Genomic DNA, 18039 nt, shown 5'->3' with positions numbered 1-18039 from the left:
GAATTAATTAATACTATTTGCCTGTTTTTTGGCTGGCCTTTTTTGTTAAAGCTGTGTCCCGCTTAAGCACTGGCTTCAAGTATTGCCCAGTATAGCTTTCCTTAACTTGTGCTACCTGTTCAGGTGTGCCTGTAGCAACAATTTGACCGCCGCCTTCGCCGCCTTCAGGACCCAAATCAATTAACCAATCAGCATTTTTAATCACGTCAAGATTGTGTTCAATTATTAAAACCGTATTACCTTGATCAACTAATCTTTGTAAAACTTCTAGCAGTCGCTTGATGTCATCAGTATGTAGTCCGGTCGTTGGTTCATCCAGAATATAGAAATTCTTGCCAGTTGACAATTTTTGCAGTTCAGCGGCCAGTTTCATTCTTTGCGCTTCACCACCAGACAAGGTAGTAGCTGACTGTCCGAGCTTGACATAGCCAAGCCCCACATCAACAATTGTTTGCAACTTGCGCGCAATTTTAGGAATATTCTTAAAAAATGAGCAGGCCTCACTGATAGTCATATCCAGCACTTGCGCAATATTTTTCTTACGATAGGAAACTTCTAAAGTTTCAGAGTTGTAGCGGCTGCCATGACAAACTTCACAAGGAACATATACGTCCGGTAAGAAGTTCATTTCAATTTTGATAATGCCATCTCCATGACAAGCCTCACAACGTCCACCCTTAACGTTAAATGAAAAACGCGCCTTAGTGTAGCCACGGAGTTTAGCTTCGTTAGTTTGAGCAAATAAAGCTCTGATGTCATCGAAAACGCTGGTATAAGTAGCAGGGTTACTACGTGGCGTACGCCCAATCGGGCTTTGGTCAATATCAATAATCTTTTCGATGTTTTGATAACCGCTGATCGTCTTATATTTACCCGGTTTAGTTTGGTTGCGGTTTATTTTTTGGGCTAGAGCCCGTTTTAAAATCATGTTAACCAAAGTTGATTTACCAGAACCGGAAACTCCTGTAACCACAATTAACTTCCCTAAAGGAAATTCAACCTTAAGATTTTTAAGATTATTTTCGGCTGCACCTGTAACAATGATCTTTTTACCATTACCCTTGCGTCTTGTTAAAGGTACGGGGACAAACTTTTTACCGGCCATGTATTGTCCAGTCAGTGACTTTTCATTATGTTCAACTTCTGCTGGTGTACCGGCAGCCATAATCTCGCCGCCATAAGTTCCAGCGCCTGGTCCCATGTCAATTAAATAATCAGCTTGCCTCATTGTTTCATCATCGTGTTCAACGACAATTAATGAGTTGCCTAAATCACGCATTCGTTTTAAAGCAGCAATCAACCTGTCATTATCGCGTTGATGCAAACCAATTGAAGGTTCATCTAAAACGTACATTACTCCTGAAAGATTAGAACCAATTTGGGTCGCAAGCCTGATTCTTTGTGCTTCACCACCAGATAAGGTATTAGCTGAACGTGATAATGTCAGGTAGTCTAACCCCACACTATTCAAGAAAGTTAATCTATCACGTACTTCTTTTAATATCGGCTTAGCAATTATAGTCTCTTGCTCATCCAACTTAATATCGGTGAAAAATTCCAGAGCATGACTAATTGCCAATTCTGACGCTTCAGCGATATCCTTACCGTTTACTTTAACTGCTAACGCTTTACGATTTAACCTTTTGCCATGACATGTTGAACAAGTGAGTTCGGTCATGTACTTGCCCATTACATCCCGCATAAATTTTGACATGGGATGATAATAACGTCTCTCAACATTCTCCATGGCACCTTCAAATGGCGCAGTAGTATCATTAACTCCGAAATCACCAGTAACGTGAAACTTGATTTTCTTAGCAGAACCATGCAAAATTGTTTCTCTTTGCTTTTTAGTCAGTTTACTAAATGGCTTATCAAGTGGTATTTTTAAAGCACTACATGCCTGCTCTAGCATTTCCCCGTAATACTTGGAATTCTTCCAGGGTGCAATTGCTCCTTCAGCTAAAGTTTTGCTTTTATCGGGCACTACTAAATCTTCATCAACAGCTAATTTAACACCTAAACCATCACAGTCAGGGCAAGCACCAAATGGTGCATTAAAGGAAAATAGCCTGGGCTCCATCTCTCCCACGGTAAAACCACATTTAGGACAAGCATAATACTCTGAAAAGCTGATTAAATCGCCGCCAATAACATCAACATTCATGTAGCCATCTGATAGACGCAGAGCAGCTTCTACTGAATCAAAAAGTCGCGAGCGGATACCATCTTTGACGATCAAACGATCAACCACAATGTCGATTGAATGGCGCTTATTTTTTTCTAAATCAAATTTTTCACCAATCTCGTGCATTTCACCATCAACGATGACGCGCACGTAGCCAGCACGTTGTACGCGTTTAAATACTTCTTTGTGCGCACCACGTTTAGACCTGATTACCGGTGCTAAAATTTGAATACGGCTTCTTTCAGGCAATGCCAAAATGCGGTTAACCATTTGCTCTACAGATTGACGTTCAATTAGAGTACCATCATTAGGACACACAGGATGACCTACTCTCGCCCACAAAAGTCTGAGATAATCGTTTATTTCAGTAACAGTACCAACAGTTGAACGCGGGTTATGGGAAGTGGTTTTTTGATCAATTGAAATTGCAGGATTAAGGCCATCAATCGAATCAACATCTGGTTTATCCATTTGTCCTAAAAATTGGCGGGCATAACTTGATAAGGACTGAACGTATCTTCTGCGCCCTTCAGCATATAATGTGTCAAAGGCTAACGAACTTTTACCAGAACCAGATAAACCCGTAATCACGACCAATTTATCCTTAGGGATAGAAAGATTAATATCTTTTAAATTATGTTCACGTGCACCCCGAATAACAATCTTATCATTTACCATTTAATGCTTTTCCTTTTTTCTTAATTGGGCTTCTAGTTGAACTCTCCAATTCCATGATTGCATCCCGCAAAGTTGCAGCGCCCTCAAAGTCCAGTTTCTTGGCAGCTTCTTGCATTTGCTTACGTAAGTCTTTAATCATGGTTCTCTTTTGTTTGACAGTTAATTCATCAAAGTTCAAATCAGCGAAGCTATCGCTTTGAACATCTTCATCTGCCACTTTAGTAGCAGAAATGACATCTCTGATTGGCTTAACGATGGTCTTAGGTTTCATACCATGTTCTTTATTAAACTTGATCTGTAATTGACGTCTTCTCTGTGTTGCTTCAATCGCTTGCCGCATCGAATCAGTAATCGTGTCAGCATACATGATCACAGCACCATCAGCGTTTCTGGAAGCGCGACCCATAGTTTGCACTAATGGTCTGTAAGCACGCAAAAAACCTTCCTTATCAGCATCAAGAATTGCGACCAAAGAAACTTCTGGCACATCAATACCTTCACGTAATAGGTTAATACCAATTAGCACATCGTACTTGCCCGTACGCAAATCACGCAATATTTGCATCCGTTCCAGCGTCTTCACGTCAGAGTGCAAATATTGCACTTTAATGCCCAGATCTTTCAAATAATCTGTTAGGTCTTCAGCCATTTTTTTGGTTAAAGTGGTGACAAAGACACGTTCATTTCTTTCAATGCGCTTGTTGATTTCAGCCACTAAATCATCAATTTGCCCCTCAACAGGTTTGACCTCAATTTTAGGGTCAAGTAGACCCGTCGGTCTGATGATTTGCTCAACTTTATGATTTGTCCGTGCTAATTCATAATCTCCAGGGGTTGCTGAAACATATAGAATCTGGTTAACGTGCTTTTCAAATTCAGCCAGTTTCAATGGTCTGTTATCAAGCGCAGAAGGTAAACGGAAACCATAGTCAATTAAAGTTTTTTTCCGATTGCGGTCGCCGTTATACATTGCCCTAATTTCAGGCATGGTGGCATGAGACTCATCAATTAAAATCAAAAAGTCATCAGGAAAGAAGTCTAATAAGGTATAAGGCGGCTCTCCTTCTTTTCTTCCTTCCATATGACGCGAATAGTTCTCGATGCCATTGGTGTAACCAACTTCACCCATCATTTCCATGTCAAAAGTAGTACGTTGTTTAATACGTTCTGCCTCAAGCAATTTACCTTGACCTTCAAAATTTTTCACTTGAATTTTCATTTCCTGTGAAATAGCTTTAAGAGCTCGCCTCATCTGTTCTTCATTGGTCATAAAGTGGGTAGCAGGAAATAATGATATACTTTCTCTTTCACCAATTACTTCTCCTGTTAGAGAGTCCACTTCAACAATTCTATCAATTTCATCCCCGAAAAATTCAATACGATAAGCATGATTAGAATTACCAGCAGGAAAAACTTCTACGACATCTCCGCGAACACGAAAACGACCACGTTGAAAGTCAATATCATTGCGATCATATTGAATATTGACTAAATCGCGCAGCAACGTATTTCTGTTATATTCCTCACCCTCGTGAACCGTGATTACACTGGCAGCATATTCCTTAGGATCACCTAAACCATAGATACACGAAACAGATGCCACAACAATCACATCGTTACGTTCCATCAAATCGCTGGTAGCTTGGTGACGTAATTGATCAATTTCATCGTTGATAGATGAGTCCTTTTCAATATATGTATCCGATTGGGGCACATACGCTTCCGGCTGATAATAATCATAGTAGGAAACAAAATAATCGACAGCATTATGCGGAAAGAATTCTTTAAACTCACCATAAAGCTGACCAACCAAAGTTTTATTGTGAGAAATAACTAAAGTAGGTTTATTCAATTTAGCAATAATGTTCGCCATTGTGAAAGTTTTGCCCGTACCGGTTGCACCTTCCAGAATTTGCTCCTTATAGCCTTTTTTAAAGCCAGCAGCCAATTTATCAATAGCCTGTTGCTGATCACCCGCTGGACTGAATTTAGAAACTAGTTCAAATTTACGTTCTTCTTGTCGTTTAATCATCGAAAGACTCCTCGTAGAAAAAGTTGGACAAACAAAGTCCAACTCTTATTTGACGTATTCTATTTTACACTCTCGAACATATTTTCGCACTCTTTTTGTTTTATTTTAACAGTTCTGCCAAAGCATTTTGATAATTCTCAGCTGCTTGATGTGCAAGCTCAATATTAGGTTTATTGACACCAACATAAGCTTTAATTACTGGTTCTGTGCCCGATGGTCTTAAGGCTAACCAAGTTTCATCAGCCAAAAAGTATTTCAATACATTAGATTTTGGTAAACCTGTGAGTGGCTTAACCGTATCACCAACAATTTCCTGCTGTTTTAAAAAGTCTTGAATTTTATTGACTTTGACCCCATTTAGCTCTTGCAAATTCTCTGAGCGCAATTTAGTCATCAATTGTGTCATTTTCTTTTGCCCGCCAATTCCCGGCATTTCAATCGCCTTGGTAATTTCATAAGAAGTGCCGTATTTTTGCCAGATTTCATTAAGGCCGTCTAATACAGTCATGTTTCTAGCAGCATAATAAGATGCCACTTCCGCAAACATTAAAGCGCCTTGCATTGCATCTTTATCACGTGCAAAAGGTTTGAAAAGATAACCATAGCTTTCTTCAAAGCCCATTAAAAACTTACCGTCGTGCATCTTACTCATACGGTCAATTTCTTCACCAATAAATTTAAAACCAGTTAACACCGACTTTGTTCTGATACCAAAATCTTTTGCAATTTTAAGTGGCATACTACTGGAAACAATCGAAGTAATCAGCTCATAATCGGCAGATAATTGCCCCTTATCTTTTAAATTAACCAGCAGATAATAGATCATGAGCGTAGCAATCTGGTTCCCTGTTAAAACTTGAAAGTCGCCATTTTTTGTGCGCACACAGGCACCCATACGATCTGCATCAGGATCAGTAGCAATGATTAGATCAGCATTTTTTTCATTTGCCAGTTTGATGCCAGGATCAAACACATCACGGTATTCTGGATTGGGTTTGATGGTCGTGGGAAATTCCGGATCAATAATTGCTTGGCTGGGAACTGGAATCACATTTGTAAAACCATTTTGTCTAAAAGCCCGATCATATAACATTTTACCTGTCCCATGTAGGGGTGAGTAAATAATCGTTAACTTATGAGCATTTTTTTGTATTAGTTCACTATTAACATTTACAGTTTTTAGTTGAGCTAAATAAACCTCATCAATATCTTCACCAATCAATTGCAAAACTCCTTGCGAGCGCAATCGTGCAATCGGAGCAGTTTTAACGGTAAAAATATCGGTTACTTTTTGAGCATAAACAAAAACGCGACTGGCATCTTCAGGTCCCATCTGGGCACCATCAGGGCCATAGACTTTGTAGCCATTGTATTCTTTGGCATTGTGAGAAGCAGTAATATTAATTCCGGCAGAAGCATGAAGGTATCTCACAGCAAAAGATAATTCAGGCGTCGGTCGTAAATCATCAAATAGGTAAACATGAATATTATGCGCACCTAATATTCGTGCGGCATGTTCCGCAAAATCGCGTGAATGATAGCGAGAGTCATAAGCAATGACTACACCATCTTTTTGCGCTTTTGCGCCTTTTTCATTAATTAAACGTGCCAAGCCTTCTGTTACTCGCCCAATGGTATAGATATTAATACGATTAATTCCCGGCTCGAGCCTGCCGCGCATTCCAGCTGTACCAAAATTAATGTCTTGACCAAATGCATCATTAATCCATTTGGGATTTTTACCAAGTTCTTGCAATTGATCTTGTAAATAATCTGGCAGATTGTGCGCCTGCTGCCATTCTTGAAAAGTTTCCTCTGCCTTCATTTCAGCAATGTACCCCTTTTTCTAGCAATAAATTCGTTTACATAAACTCTATTCTAGCATTTATCATTATTGCTATCTGTAAAAATAAAAAAAGAATTCAGTTTTAACTAAATTCTTTTTTTAATCTTTAAATTTTACGATCATTCAGATCCTGTAAATAATTATATGCTTGTTGACCAGCAATACTGCCGTCACCCACAGCATTGGCAATTTGCCGTAAATCCTTCGCACGAACATCACCTAAAGCAAAGATACCGTCAACTTTAGTTCTCATGTGCTCATCAGTAGGAATCCAGCCATTTTCATCTGTTATACCTAAGTCCTTAAATGGCGCTGTCTGCGGAATGACACCAACATAAATAAAGACGCCTCGAACTTTAATATGCTTCTCAGCACCGGTTTCCTTGTCTTTATAAGTTACGCCGGTAACTTTGTCGCCATCGCCGTCAATGGATTGCGTTAACCCGTTCCAAATAAAATTCATCTTAGAGTTGGCAAAAGCCCGTTTTTGTAATGTGGGCTGCGCACGTAATTGGTCCCGCCGATGAATAACCGTGACAGATTTAGCACTCTGAGCCAAATAAATACCTTCTTCAATAGCTGAATCGCCACCGCCAATAACCGCAATATCTTCGTCTCTGAAGAATGCAGCATCACAAACAGCACAGTAAGAAACGCCTTTACCTGAATATTCATCTTCACCTGGCACATTTAAGTGACGATGATCTGCTCCAGTAGCGATAATAAGAGCGGGTGTGCTGTATTCGGCAGTATCAGTTTTGACTATTTTTTGGTCCCCATCTAGCGTAACTGTTTGAACATCACCATATTCAAACTTTGCGCCAAATTTCATGATTGAATTATACATTTTTTCGCCCAGTTCAGGACCCTTGATCTCACTGAAGCCCGGATAATTATCTATTGCATCCGTATTATTCATTTGCCCGCCATACAAACCTCGATCCAATATCAAAACGGATAAATTAGCCCGAGAAGCATATAAAGCGGCTGTAAGTCCACCGGGGCCTGCTCCAATAATGATTACATCGTATTTTTTAGTCATAATTTCACCTTCAGCACTTTCTTATTTTTCGTAAGTAATATTACAACGATATCGCTCTCAAAGTCTAATTTCCTGTTTAGGACTTCTACCCATCATCTGAGCTATTTCAGAATCAACATCAGCATTTTGGTATAAAACGCGGTATATTGCTTCACTAATTGGCATATCAATCTGTTTTTCTTGGCATAGCTCGTGCACTGCTTTGACAGTAGTTGCGCCTTCAACTACTTGACCCATATTTTGTAAAACATAGTCTAAACTCTTGCCCTCACCCAGTTGCTTACCACAGCGCCAATTACGTGAATTAACCGAAGTACAAGTAACAATCAAATCACCTATACCTGAAAGTCCACTAAACGTCATAGGATCAGCTCCGAAATAATTCACACCCAAACGGGTAATTTCAGCTAAACCTCTCGTCATGAGCGCAGCTTTAGCATCATCTCCATAGTGCTTACCTACCAGAATACCGGCTGCAATCGCAATTACGTTCTTAACAGCTCCCGCAACTTCAACGCCTATCAGATCATTATTAGTATATAAACGGAAATAGTCATTTGAAAATAATTGCTGAACTTTTTGAGCGTTTTCCATACTCGTTGAAGCACAAGAGATTGCGGTTAAATCTTTTTGTGCCACACTCTCGGCATGGCTTGGTCCGGAAATCGCTACAATCTTGTCTTCATCATTGGGATAAATTTCCTCAGTCAAAATTTCAGAAATTAACTTTTTAGAACCCGGTTCAATTCCTTTGGTAGCAGTTACTATAAGTGGTTTATCTTTCCTTTGTGCTAGGATTTTACTTACATTTTGGGCAACGCTACGAATTGCTTGAGTAGGAAGAACAAATAAAATAATTTCTGCTCCACTTAAAGCTTCATTCAAATCACCCGTTGCTGTGGCGGTCTCATTTACATGCCAATTTTTCATGTAATGTTCATTCGTATGACTTTCATTAATTTCCTGATTAACTTTTTCATTGTTACCATACAGTACAATGTCATAGCCTTTATCAGCCAGCATAGAGCCCAACACTGTGCCCCAAGAACCTGCTCCTAAAACTGCAATTTTTGTCATTCGTTAACTCTCTTTCAACTAATACTAATATTTAATCTCGATTATAGGGATATTTTAGGCCACTGCCATCAAGATACCATTTGGGTTTAACAACTTTTCTGCGATAAATAAACAATCCGATGACAATCACCAGCAGTATCAAGCTAAGGAGCTGTGAAACTCTGATTGATCCCCAAAGATACAAACTATCCGTTCTCATACCTTCTACAAAGAAACGAACAACGGAATACCAAGCTAGATAAAGCATAAAAATTTCACCTTGTTTAAACAAATGCTTTTTATGCCTCAGAACCAAAATTAATATTAAACCAATTAAGTTAAAAAATGATTCATATAAAAAGGTTGGCTGGTAATAGACCCCATTAATTTTCATTTGACTAATAATAAAATTCGGTAAATGTAAACTTTGGAGAAAACCCAAAGTTGTGGGACCACCGTGTGCTTCCTGATTGATAAAATTACCCCAACGACCCAAAATTTGGGCGGCCATTACTCCTGGAGTAATGATATCAAGCATCAAAAATGGCGGCAGCATCTTTTTGTAGCAAAAAATTAATAGAACCACTAAGCCGGCAAGTAAACCGCCATAGATCGCAATTCCCCCATTCCAAATAGCAATTATTTGGTCTGGATGCTGCGCATAATATTGCCATTCAAAAATAACATAATAAATTCTTGCACCAACATAGCCCAAGGGGACAGCCCACAAGAGCAAATCGACAAAATCGTCACTTTCGATCTGCCTTTTTCGTCCTTCAATAATTGCCATTGACACGGCTAAAATAATAGCCAGCGCCATAATGACGCCATACCATTTGACACTTAAATTTCCTAAGTTAAAGGCTACGGGATTGATTGTCAATGTCATTTATTACTTTCCTTTTTTGAATCGTTTTTAGAATTTTGCTTAATTAATTTGGTTAAATTGTTGTCAAATGTCCTAGTCGCGTTGTAACCACTTCTTTTTGCCCGAAAATTCATTGTGGCAATTTCAATAATATCTTCCATGTTACGGCCGACTTTTACAGGGATTGTAATTTGAGGTACTTCAACGTTGCAAATATCACGTTTACTTTCCTCAAAACCTAAACGGTCATAATTTGCTTGATTGTCCCAATTAACTAGTTTGATCACCAGCTGGATACTTTCACGGTTTTTAACCGCACCAACTCCGAACAAATCCATAACATCAATGATCCCAATACCGCGAATTTCCATTAAATGCTTTAATATTGCCGGCGCTTCACCCATGACTGTTTCAACGTCTTTTTGGTAGACATCAACGCGGTCATCGGCAATTAAACGGTGGCCACGATGTATCAAGCCCAATGCCGTTTCAGACTTACCCACACCGGAATCACCTGTTAACAGGACGCCCATACCTTTAACTTCAATTAAAACCCCGTGAATTGTATCTCGCACAGCCAGTCTTTCTCTTAAATATTCAGTCAAAATACTGGAAACATAAGTAGTTGACTCAGGTGAAGACAAGATAGGAATTTTAGCTTCCTCAGCAGCTTGCGCCAATTCTGGTGGTACTCGCAATGAACGGGAAACAAAGAAACACGGTGTCTCAGGTGTGCAAAGTTTATTAAACACTTGGACCAAACTATCATGATCTAATCTGGCGGCATAAGAAATTTCAGTTCTTCCAAGTAACTGAATACGCTGGCGCGGATAAAAATCAAAGTAGCCTGTCAACTCTAATCCGGGTCTATAAATATCAGATACTACAATTTCTTTATCTTGAATATATTGTTTTCCTTGCACAACGTGGACAATTTTATTATCACGAATTAGATTTTTTAGTTTAACTGCGTTTGTCATCTTAAAATGCCCCTTTTTTTACTTGTCGACATCTTTAGTTTTAGCATCCCGTACTTTTTTACGTTTTGGTCGGGGTTCTTTATTTTCACCCCAATTATGCCATTGATCAAAATTAGAATTAGCACTCATATTGTCATCATCTTTTTTAGTAAAATGATTGATCAACCAAATGATACCGATAATTACTAAAGCTGCCGGCAATATCATAAAGAACATGTGAAATAGTGCGAAAATGAAACTTAAAATCACCACAGCTAGAAAAACTAAACCAACAATTCCCCAAAAACTCATTTAATCACCTACTCTGGATTCTCCTGGCTCAGAAGCCATTGCAAATATGAATAAACAAATGGTTGCAGCTTGCCATCCATTACACCACTTGTATCTGAGGTTTCATAGCCTGTACGTAAATCTTTAACCAAATTGTAAGGATGAAAAACATAAGAACGAATTTGGGAGCCCCAACCAATTTCTTTTTGATCACCTTTAAGCGCCTGCTTATGCTGACGCTTTTTTTCTTCTTCCAAGTGAAACAGCTTTGCTCTCAGCTCATTCATGGCGGTTTCACGGTTCTGCAGTTGTGAGCGCTGAGCTTGTGATGTGGTCACAAAGCCTGTGGGCAAGTGGGTAATTCTGACAGCACTTGAAGTCTTGTTAATGTGCTGGCCACCAGCACCACTAGAGCGGTAAACATCAATCCGTAAATCCTTGGGATTGATATCAACTTTAATACTATCATCAATTTCTGGAATAACTTCTACCGATGCAAAGGATGTATGCCTTCTTTTAGCGGAATCAAATGGTGAAATTCTTACTAAGCGGTGAACACCGTTTTCAGACTTCATTAAGCCATACGCATTCTTACCACTAACTTTAGCGCTGACGCTTTTAAGGCCTGCTTCTTCGCCAGGTTCATAATTATTTATTTCAAACTTAAAACCGCAAATATCCGCATAGCGCTGATACATTCTTAACAGCATTTGTCCCCAGTCCATCGCTTCAGTGCCACCAGCACCTGGGTGTATTTCGATCAAAGCATTGTGACTATCATACTTGCCCGACAAGAGCAAATCTAATTCGTAATTGTGAAATTCAGATTGTAATTTTTGCAAATCAGTTTCTACTTCATCTTGCAAATCTTTATCTGGTTCTTCTCGCAGTAATTCAATTGCTGTTATTTCATTTTGATAGTCAGTCTGCAATTTAATAAAAGAATCGCGTTTTTCCTTTAATAAATTGGTTGCGCTAATTAAACTTTGCGCTTTTTCTTGATCATCCCAAAACGATGGTTCCTGCATTTTATTTTCATTTACAATGATATTTTCATTAATAGAATCTAAGTCAAAGAGACCCCCTAAAGCGATCTAATCGCTTTTTTAAATTATCTAAATCATTTTGAATTTCGCTTAATTCCATTAGTTGCATGAACTCCTTTATCCCATAAATTTTCAGTAAAAAAGAGAAAGCAGCTGCTTTCTCTTCCATCTTAATTATTAACGACTAAGATTTTGTCTAATTTCAGCTTTCATAAATAAGCGAGTTACGTCAAACTCAATATTTGAAATCATTTCTTCAAACATGTTGTAGCCTGAATCCTGATATTCAACCAGTGGATTCAACTGACCATATCCCCGTAAACTAATTGATTGGCGCAATTGATCCATAGCATCTATATGATCAGTCCAGCGGTCGTCTACGACTCGTAAAATAACTACTTTTTCAAACTCAAGCATGTCTGAAGGATCAGCTAAAATTTCTTCTTTTTCTTCATAATTTGCTTCAACGATATCATACAGTTTCTGCTTCAAATCAGGAACCGTTATTGTCTTGAAGTCAATTGCATCAGTTTCTTCTTCATTGGTCAAACTGGATGAGATGAAGTCCCGTAAGGAATCAAGTCGCCATTTACTGCGATCGCCCTGTGTAAACATATCCACTTGGCTATTGATAGTGCGGCGGATCATCGGAATTAAAACATCTTTAAGAGACTTATCTTCTCCAATAACCTGCATCCGTTCACCGTAAATAATTTCACGTTGAATACGCATAACATCATCGTATTGCAGTGTTTGTTTACGAGTATCATAGTTATTTCCTTCAACCCGTTTTTGCGCTGATTCAACTTGCCTTGTAATTAAGCGGCTCTCGATTACCTTATCATCATCATTATCAGACAAACGGTCAAGGAAGTCTTTAACTCTGTCGCCACCGAAACGTTTCATCAGATCATCTTCAAGTGAAAGGTAAAAACGTGTAACGCCGGGATCACCCTGACGACCAGACCGACCACGCAATTGATTATCAATTCTACGTGATTCATGACGCTCAGTACCAATAACTGAAAGTCCGCCTAATTCTTTGACACCAGGCCCCAATTTGATGTCAGTACCACGACCAGCCATGTTGGTAGCAATAGTAACCGCACCACGTTGTCCCGCATTCATAATAATCTGAGCTTCTTTAGCGTGATTTTTAGCATTTAAAACAGCGTGTGGAATTCCTTCTTTGTCCAGCAATTTACTTAGTCTTTCAGAGCTTTCAACCGCAACGGTACCAACTAGAACTGGTTGACCATTACTATGACGTTCCTTAATTTCATTAACGACTGCCGCAAATTTCGATGACAAAGTCGGGTAAAGAATATCAGGATTATCCTTTCTAATTAGTGGACGGTTAGTTGGGATAGTAATTACCTGCATATTGTAAATTTCACGGAATTCTTCTTCTTCAGTTTTAGCAGTACCGGTCATTCCCGCCAGCTTTTTGTACATTCTAAAGAAGTTCTGGTAAGTAATTGTGGCTTGCGTCTTAGATTCTTCCTGAATTTTTACGCCTTCTTTAGCTTCAATAGCCTGGTGCAATCCGTCAGAATAACGCCGACCCTGCATAACACGCCCAGTGAAAGAATCAACGATTAAGACTTCGCCATCTTGGACCACATAATCAATATCTTTGAGCATAATATAATTTGCGCGCAAAGCTTGATCGATATGGTGAACCAATTTTTGATTTTCAACATCGTAAAGATTTTTAAGGCCGAAATGGTCACAGGCTTTTTGAATACCTGTCCTAGTTAAAGAAATGGTTTTAGTCGGCCAGTCAATTTTATAGTCACCATAATCTTTATCATCATCTGCATCATCGTCACTCTTATCTTCTTGAAGAGTTTTAACAAAACGATCAGCACGGATGTAATCACCGTTTGCCTGTTCAGCTTCACCTGAAATAATTAATGGCGTTCTGGCTTCATCAATCAAAATTGAGTCAACCTCATCGATGATAGCATAGTTAAGTTCACGTTGAACCATTTGTTCTTTGTAAACAACCATATTGTCACGCAAATAATCAAAGCCGAGTTCAGAGTTGGTGGAATAAGTTACATCGCAGCTGTAGGCTTCTCTTTTTTCATCAGGTGACATGGCATTCAAGTTAAGACCAACAGTTAAACCGAGCCACTTATATAGTTGACCCATTTCCTCAGCATCACGACTTGACAAGTATTCGTTGACGGTAACAACGTGAACGCCCTTGCCAGTTAAGGCATTTAAATACACAGGCATAGTCGCAGTTAATGTCTTACCTTCACCGGTCATCATTTCGGCAATGTTACCATAGTGTAAGGCAATACCACCTAGCACTTGAACGTGAAACGGATATAACCCTAATACTCGTTTAGCACCTTCTCGAGCAACTGCAAAAGCCTCTGGCAAAAGTGAATCTAAGCTCTCACCGTTTTGCAAACGGTCACGAAATTCAGGTGTTTTTGCCTGTAATTCCTCATCTGAAAGTTTGCCATACTCTTCAGCATGACTTTCCACTTTACTAGCAATTTTTTCAAATTTTTTCAGTTCTCTTTTATCGTTATTGTATAGTTTCTTTAAAATGTTTACCATTTAATCGATCCTTATATGTAGTTAAAGTATAAAAACACAAGATAATTTTACCATGATTAGCGCTAAATTAAAAATAAACAAAACAAAGACCTCACACTAAATGCGGGGCCCTTGCTTGAATTATATTATTTTTATTTTGTTTCAATCAAACCGTAACGACCATCATTTCTGCGATAAACCACACTGGTGCCGTTAGTTTCACCATCTTGGAAAACAAAGAAATCATGCTCAAGCATGTTCATTTGTAAAATAGCTTCTTCTGGGCTCATAGGTTTTAAACCTATTTGCTTATTACGTACAATTGTAAATTCGTTATTCTCTTTATCTTTTGAACTTTCTTCAGCGCTCTCAACGAAGAAATCATTAAAACCTTTTTCACGACTCTTACGATTTACACGGGTCTTGTACTTTCTGATTTGTCTTTCTAATTTTTCAGAAACAAAGTCAATGCTCCGGTACATATCGTCAGTTGTTTCTTCAGCTCTCAATACTAAGTATGGTAGTGGTATGGTGACCTCAACTTTAGCCTTATGATCACGATAAACCTTCAAATTTACATGGGCAATCATATCCTGATTTAAATCGAAATATTTTTCCAATTTCTTAAGGCGCTTTTCGACATAACTTCTTAAAGCATCAGTTACCTCAATATTTTCACCACGAACATTATACTTTAACATTTGAGATTCTCCTTTCAACTGCTTATGCAGTCTTATGTTACCTTTATTATAGCAAAATTATAACAAAACATGAAAGCGCTGAACAATTTTATTCTATCTGCATAAGGTAAAACTACTAATTTTTGCATTGGGCAGAACTTTTTTCAAAGCGTCACGCGCGTGGTAAAGTGTTCTGCCTGTAGTATAGATATCATCTAATAAAAGAACCCGGTAGCTTTTCCTATCAACTTTAAAGTTTTCCTTAACAAAAAAGGTTTGTTTACTTGCTAATCTTTCAAGACGATTTTTTTCTCCTTGAGCTCCAAATCCGGAGATCTTACTCAACATGTGCGTCAGCGGAACCAGATTATCGTAAATAGCACTGATGGTATCAAATTGTCTTTTAGCAATATGTTCAGAAGAAGTGGGGACAGGGATGTAAAGGTCAGCTTTTATTTTATTCAGTTGATTTGAGCAGAGAGTTTGCAAAACATAAGACAAATAATAGTCACCATAACGTTTATAATTCACCATTAGGTCATGAAAAGCCGCGTTATATAAATATACAGACTGATTGCTTAACAAATCATTCCCATAAAGCTGGCGCCAGTTTCTGCAATCTAGACACAATTCATTATTTTCTGCTTTGCCATAACAAATAGGGCAATGCTGAGCAGGCACTGGATCGAACTTTGACAGACAGTTCGGACAAATGCCGCCCTCCTGACATTTGCTAATAGAAAACAGGCTGGTAAATGATAATTTTGCAGTATAATATCGCCCGCATAATAAACACTTGGTCATTGATTCATCCCACGAATTTGCTTCACGGCAGAGCGAATACAAGAAGTGTATTTTTGATAACAAAACAGCACTAGACCCTCGGGATCATTTTTAGCGCGTCCTACTCTACCGGCAATTTGTACTAAACTTGAAGAAGTATAAATTTTATCATCTGCCTGCACAACAATGACCCACACATGATTGAAAGTTACCCCGCGTTCTAAAATTGTAGTAGTAACTAATAATTGTATTTGCCCACTTCTAAATTGGTCGACTTTGGCAATTCTTTCAGCGTCATTTGCATGTACACCGGCAATTTTAATTTCAGCAAGCTCCGGTATTTTTTTGAGTGCGGCGATATAAGGCCCAATCTGATTAATTCTCGGAACAAAAAGGAGTAATGGGTGTCCTGCTTGAATGACTTTAATAATCTCAGCTGTCAGGCGGGAGTGAATTTTTTGGTTGCGCAAAAAAGGACGTAGAAACAATTTTTCCCTTGGTACGGGTAAGGGATGACCATGAAAGCGTCTTTTTAATTTTAAAAGGTGGATCTTTCCTGCTTTGACAGAGGATAATAAATCACCGGTAGGCGTAGCAGTGAGAAATACCCTTTTACCAGTAAGCTTAATGGCATTTTGGGCGGCAAAATGAAGCATAGAGTTGTTAACATAAGGAAAAGAATCTGACTCATCAATTATTAATAAATCAAAGGCATGAAAGTATTTTAATAATTGGTGTGTTGTACAAAGCGTTAATTGGTCTGCTTCAGGTTCTTGATATTCGCGCCCGTGATATTTACTAATTTTTATCTCATCAAAAGCAGCTTTAAAACGAGGATAGAGTTCATTAACAACGTCAATGCGGGGAGTGGCAATACAGCACCTTTCACCGTTTTTTAAACTATAAGCTACCAGTGGAAATAACATTTCTGTCTTACCGGCACCAGTTACAGCATGAACAAGTGAATCTTTTTTAGCAATATAATTACGAATTAAATTGCGTGCTATCCTTGCCTGTGAATTAGTCAGCTTACCTTTCCAAGTCAACCCCCCATTTTCTTTTGCAGGAAATTTAATTGCCTGTTCATTGCGTATTAAGAAATCATCTGCGACTATTCTTCCTAAACCAATACAAGCCCTGCAATACTTTTTGCCATTGGGTAATTTGGCATAAACCCTTGCCCCGCAACGTAAGCAGTGACCGTGCTTGATTGCCCTAGTTTTAGTTAAGCCTTCCTTTATGCTACAATCCATTTGACTGCTAAGCCACTGGCGACCAGCAAGTTGAGAGATATTTTCCATTTCTGTCCTCCAATTATTAAATACGCAAAAAAGGAGAAAAATCTTTTGAAAGATCAGCAAAATTACTTAACTATCAAACAAAACGGCACACATGAAATAATCATCAAGAAAAGTCGCTTTATTGCCACTCTAGTTCGAACGCAAACGGTTGAAGAAGCAGATCAGGCAATTGCTACTATTTCGCAAAAATACCATGACGCCACTCATAATACCTTTGCTTATACAATCGGGCTAAATGATGACCAGGTCAAAGCCAGTGACAACGGTGAACCTTCAGGAACAGCGGGCGTACCGGAATTAAAAGCATTGCAATTAATGAAACTTAAAAATGTTACTGTTGTTGTTACCCGGTATTTTGGCGGAATTAAATTGGGAGCCGGAGGGTTAATTCGCGCTTATTCCAACAGTGTGACAAAAGCTGCGGAAGCAATAGGCGTGGTTAAACGTGTTCAGCAACAAGGCCTTAAATTTCAGGTGGATTATAAAAATTTCGATGAGATCCAATACTATCTAAAGCAAAATCAAATTTTTATTGATCAAATAGAATACGGCGTCAAGGTAGCCATTACGCTCTTTATTGATGAAAATAAATTAGAGCAGCTTAAAAATGACTTAAACAATCTGCTAGCTGGCAAAGTAAATTTTGAACTGGTGCCCAAAAGGTATAACGAAATTGACATTGCTAATTTCAATTATCACGACCAATAAAAAAC

At 38.6% G+C, this 18039-nt stretch carries 14 protein-coding genes; 1 reads left to right on the top strand and 13 read right to left on the bottom strand.

What is annotated here, in order from left to right; all coding sequences use genetic code 11:
- Positions 1–13 precede the first annotated feature (13 nt).
- The 13 genes from uvrA to H3T47_RS05370 all read right to left on the bottom strand — a co-directional run bounded on the left by uvrA (position 14) and on the right by H3T47_RS05370 (position 17326).
- A complete protein-coding gene (gene uvrA / locus H3T47_RS05430) occupies positions 14–2866 on the bottom strand; it encodes an excinuclease ABC subunit UvrA (protein ID WP_199282778.1) in 2853 nt (950 codons plus the stop codon).
- The gene (gene uvrB / locus H3T47_RS05425) at positions 2856–4898 is read right to left on the bottom strand and encodes an excinuclease ABC subunit UvrB (RefSeq protein ID WP_199282777.1); all 2043 of its coding nucleotides are present in this window, start codon (positions 4896–4898) and stop codon (positions 2856–2858) included. Before uvrB ends, uvrA begins: the two co-directional genes overlap by 11 nt.
- Before the next feature lie 100 nt (positions 4899–4998).
- Entirely contained in the window at positions 4999–6723 is a 1725-nt protein-coding gene (locus tag H3T47_RS05420; protein WP_199282776.1) for a phospho-sugar mutase, read from the bottom strand.
- Positions 6724–6850: 127 nt separating this feature from the next.
- Positions 6851–7786, bottom strand: a complete 936-nt coding sequence (gene trxB, locus H3T47_RS05415; RefSeq protein WP_038521912.1) for a thioredoxin-disulfide reductase — start codon at positions 7784–7786, stop codon at positions 6851–6853.
- Positions 7787–7843: 57 nt separating this feature from the next.
- Positions 7844–8863: an NAD(P)H-dependent glycerol-3-phosphate dehydrogenase gene (locus H3T47_RS05410; protein ID WP_199282775.1), complete on the bottom strand. Its 1020-nt coding sequence runs from the start codon at positions 8861–8863 to the stop codon at positions 7844–7846.
- Positions 8864–8894: 31 nt separating this feature from the next.
- Positions 8895–9731: a prolipoprotein diacylglyceryl transferase gene (gene lgt / locus H3T47_RS05405; protein ID WP_199282774.1), complete on the bottom strand. Its 837-nt coding sequence runs from the start codon at positions 9729–9731 to the stop codon at positions 8895–8897.
- Positions 9728–10690, bottom strand: a complete 963-nt coding sequence (gene hprK, locus H3T47_RS05400; protein WP_187159161.1) for an HPr(Ser) kinase/phosphatase — start codon at positions 10688–10690, stop codon at positions 9728–9730. Before hprK ends, lgt begins: the two co-directional genes overlap by 4 nt.
- 18 nt (positions 10691–10708) lie before the next feature.
- Positions 10709–10981, bottom strand: a complete 273-nt coding sequence (locus H3T47_RS05395; RefSeq protein WP_038521901.1) for a hypothetical protein — start codon at positions 10979–10981, stop codon at positions 10709–10711.
- Between the two features lie 8 nt (positions 10982–10989).
- A protein-coding gene (prfB, locus tag H3T47_RS05390) for a peptide chain release factor 2 (RefSeq protein WP_199282773.1) occupies positions 10990–12106 on the bottom strand; the annotation gives its coding sequence in 2 pieces (ribosomal slippage) (positions 10990–12033 and positions 12035–12106; 1116 coding nt in all).
- A gap of 77 nt (positions 12107–12183) precedes the next feature.
- Positions 12184–14583, bottom strand: a complete 2400-nt coding sequence (gene secA / locus H3T47_RS05385; protein WP_199282772.1) for a preprotein translocase subunit SecA — start codon at positions 14581–14583, stop codon at positions 12184–12186.
- A gap of 131 nt (positions 14584–14714) precedes the next feature.
- Positions 14715–15263, bottom strand: a complete 549-nt coding sequence (gene hpf / locus H3T47_RS05380) for a ribosome hibernation-promoting factor, HPF/YfiA family (RefSeq protein WP_038521893.1) — start codon at positions 15261–15263, stop codon at positions 14715–14717.
- 93 nt (positions 15264–15356) lie between these two features.
- Positions 15357–16046 carry a ComF family protein gene (locus H3T47_RS05375; protein ID WP_199282771.1) on the bottom strand — a complete coding sequence of 230 codons (690 nt, stop codon included), beginning with the start codon at positions 16044–16046 and terminating at the stop codon, positions 15357–15359.
- Positions 16043–17326, bottom strand: coding sequence for a helicase-related protein (locus H3T47_RS05370; RefSeq protein ID WP_199282770.1), 1284 nt, complete (start codon positions 17324–17326; stop codon positions 16043–16045). The genes H3T47_RS05375 and H3T47_RS05370 overlap by 4 nt, the downstream gene beginning before the upstream one ends.
- 45 nt (positions 17327–17371) lie before the next feature.
- On the opposite strand from H3T47_RS05370, the gene H3T47_RS05365 reads away from it, so the two are divergent.
- Positions 17372–18034: a YigZ family protein gene (locus tag H3T47_RS05365; protein WP_199282769.1), complete on the top strand. Its 663-nt coding sequence runs from the start codon at positions 17372–17374 to the stop codon at positions 18032–18034.
- Positions 18035–18039 lie beyond the last annotated feature (5 nt).

Origin of the sequence: Lactobacillus sp. W8093, from assembly GCF_016100925.1 — a bacterium.
Taxonomy (GTDB): Bacteria; Bacillota; Bacilli; order Lactobacillales; family Lactobacillaceae; genus Lactobacillus; species Lactobacillus helsingborgensis.
Note: the sequence above shows the minus strand (reverse complement) of the source record. Positions and strands in the feature narration are given on the sequence as shown.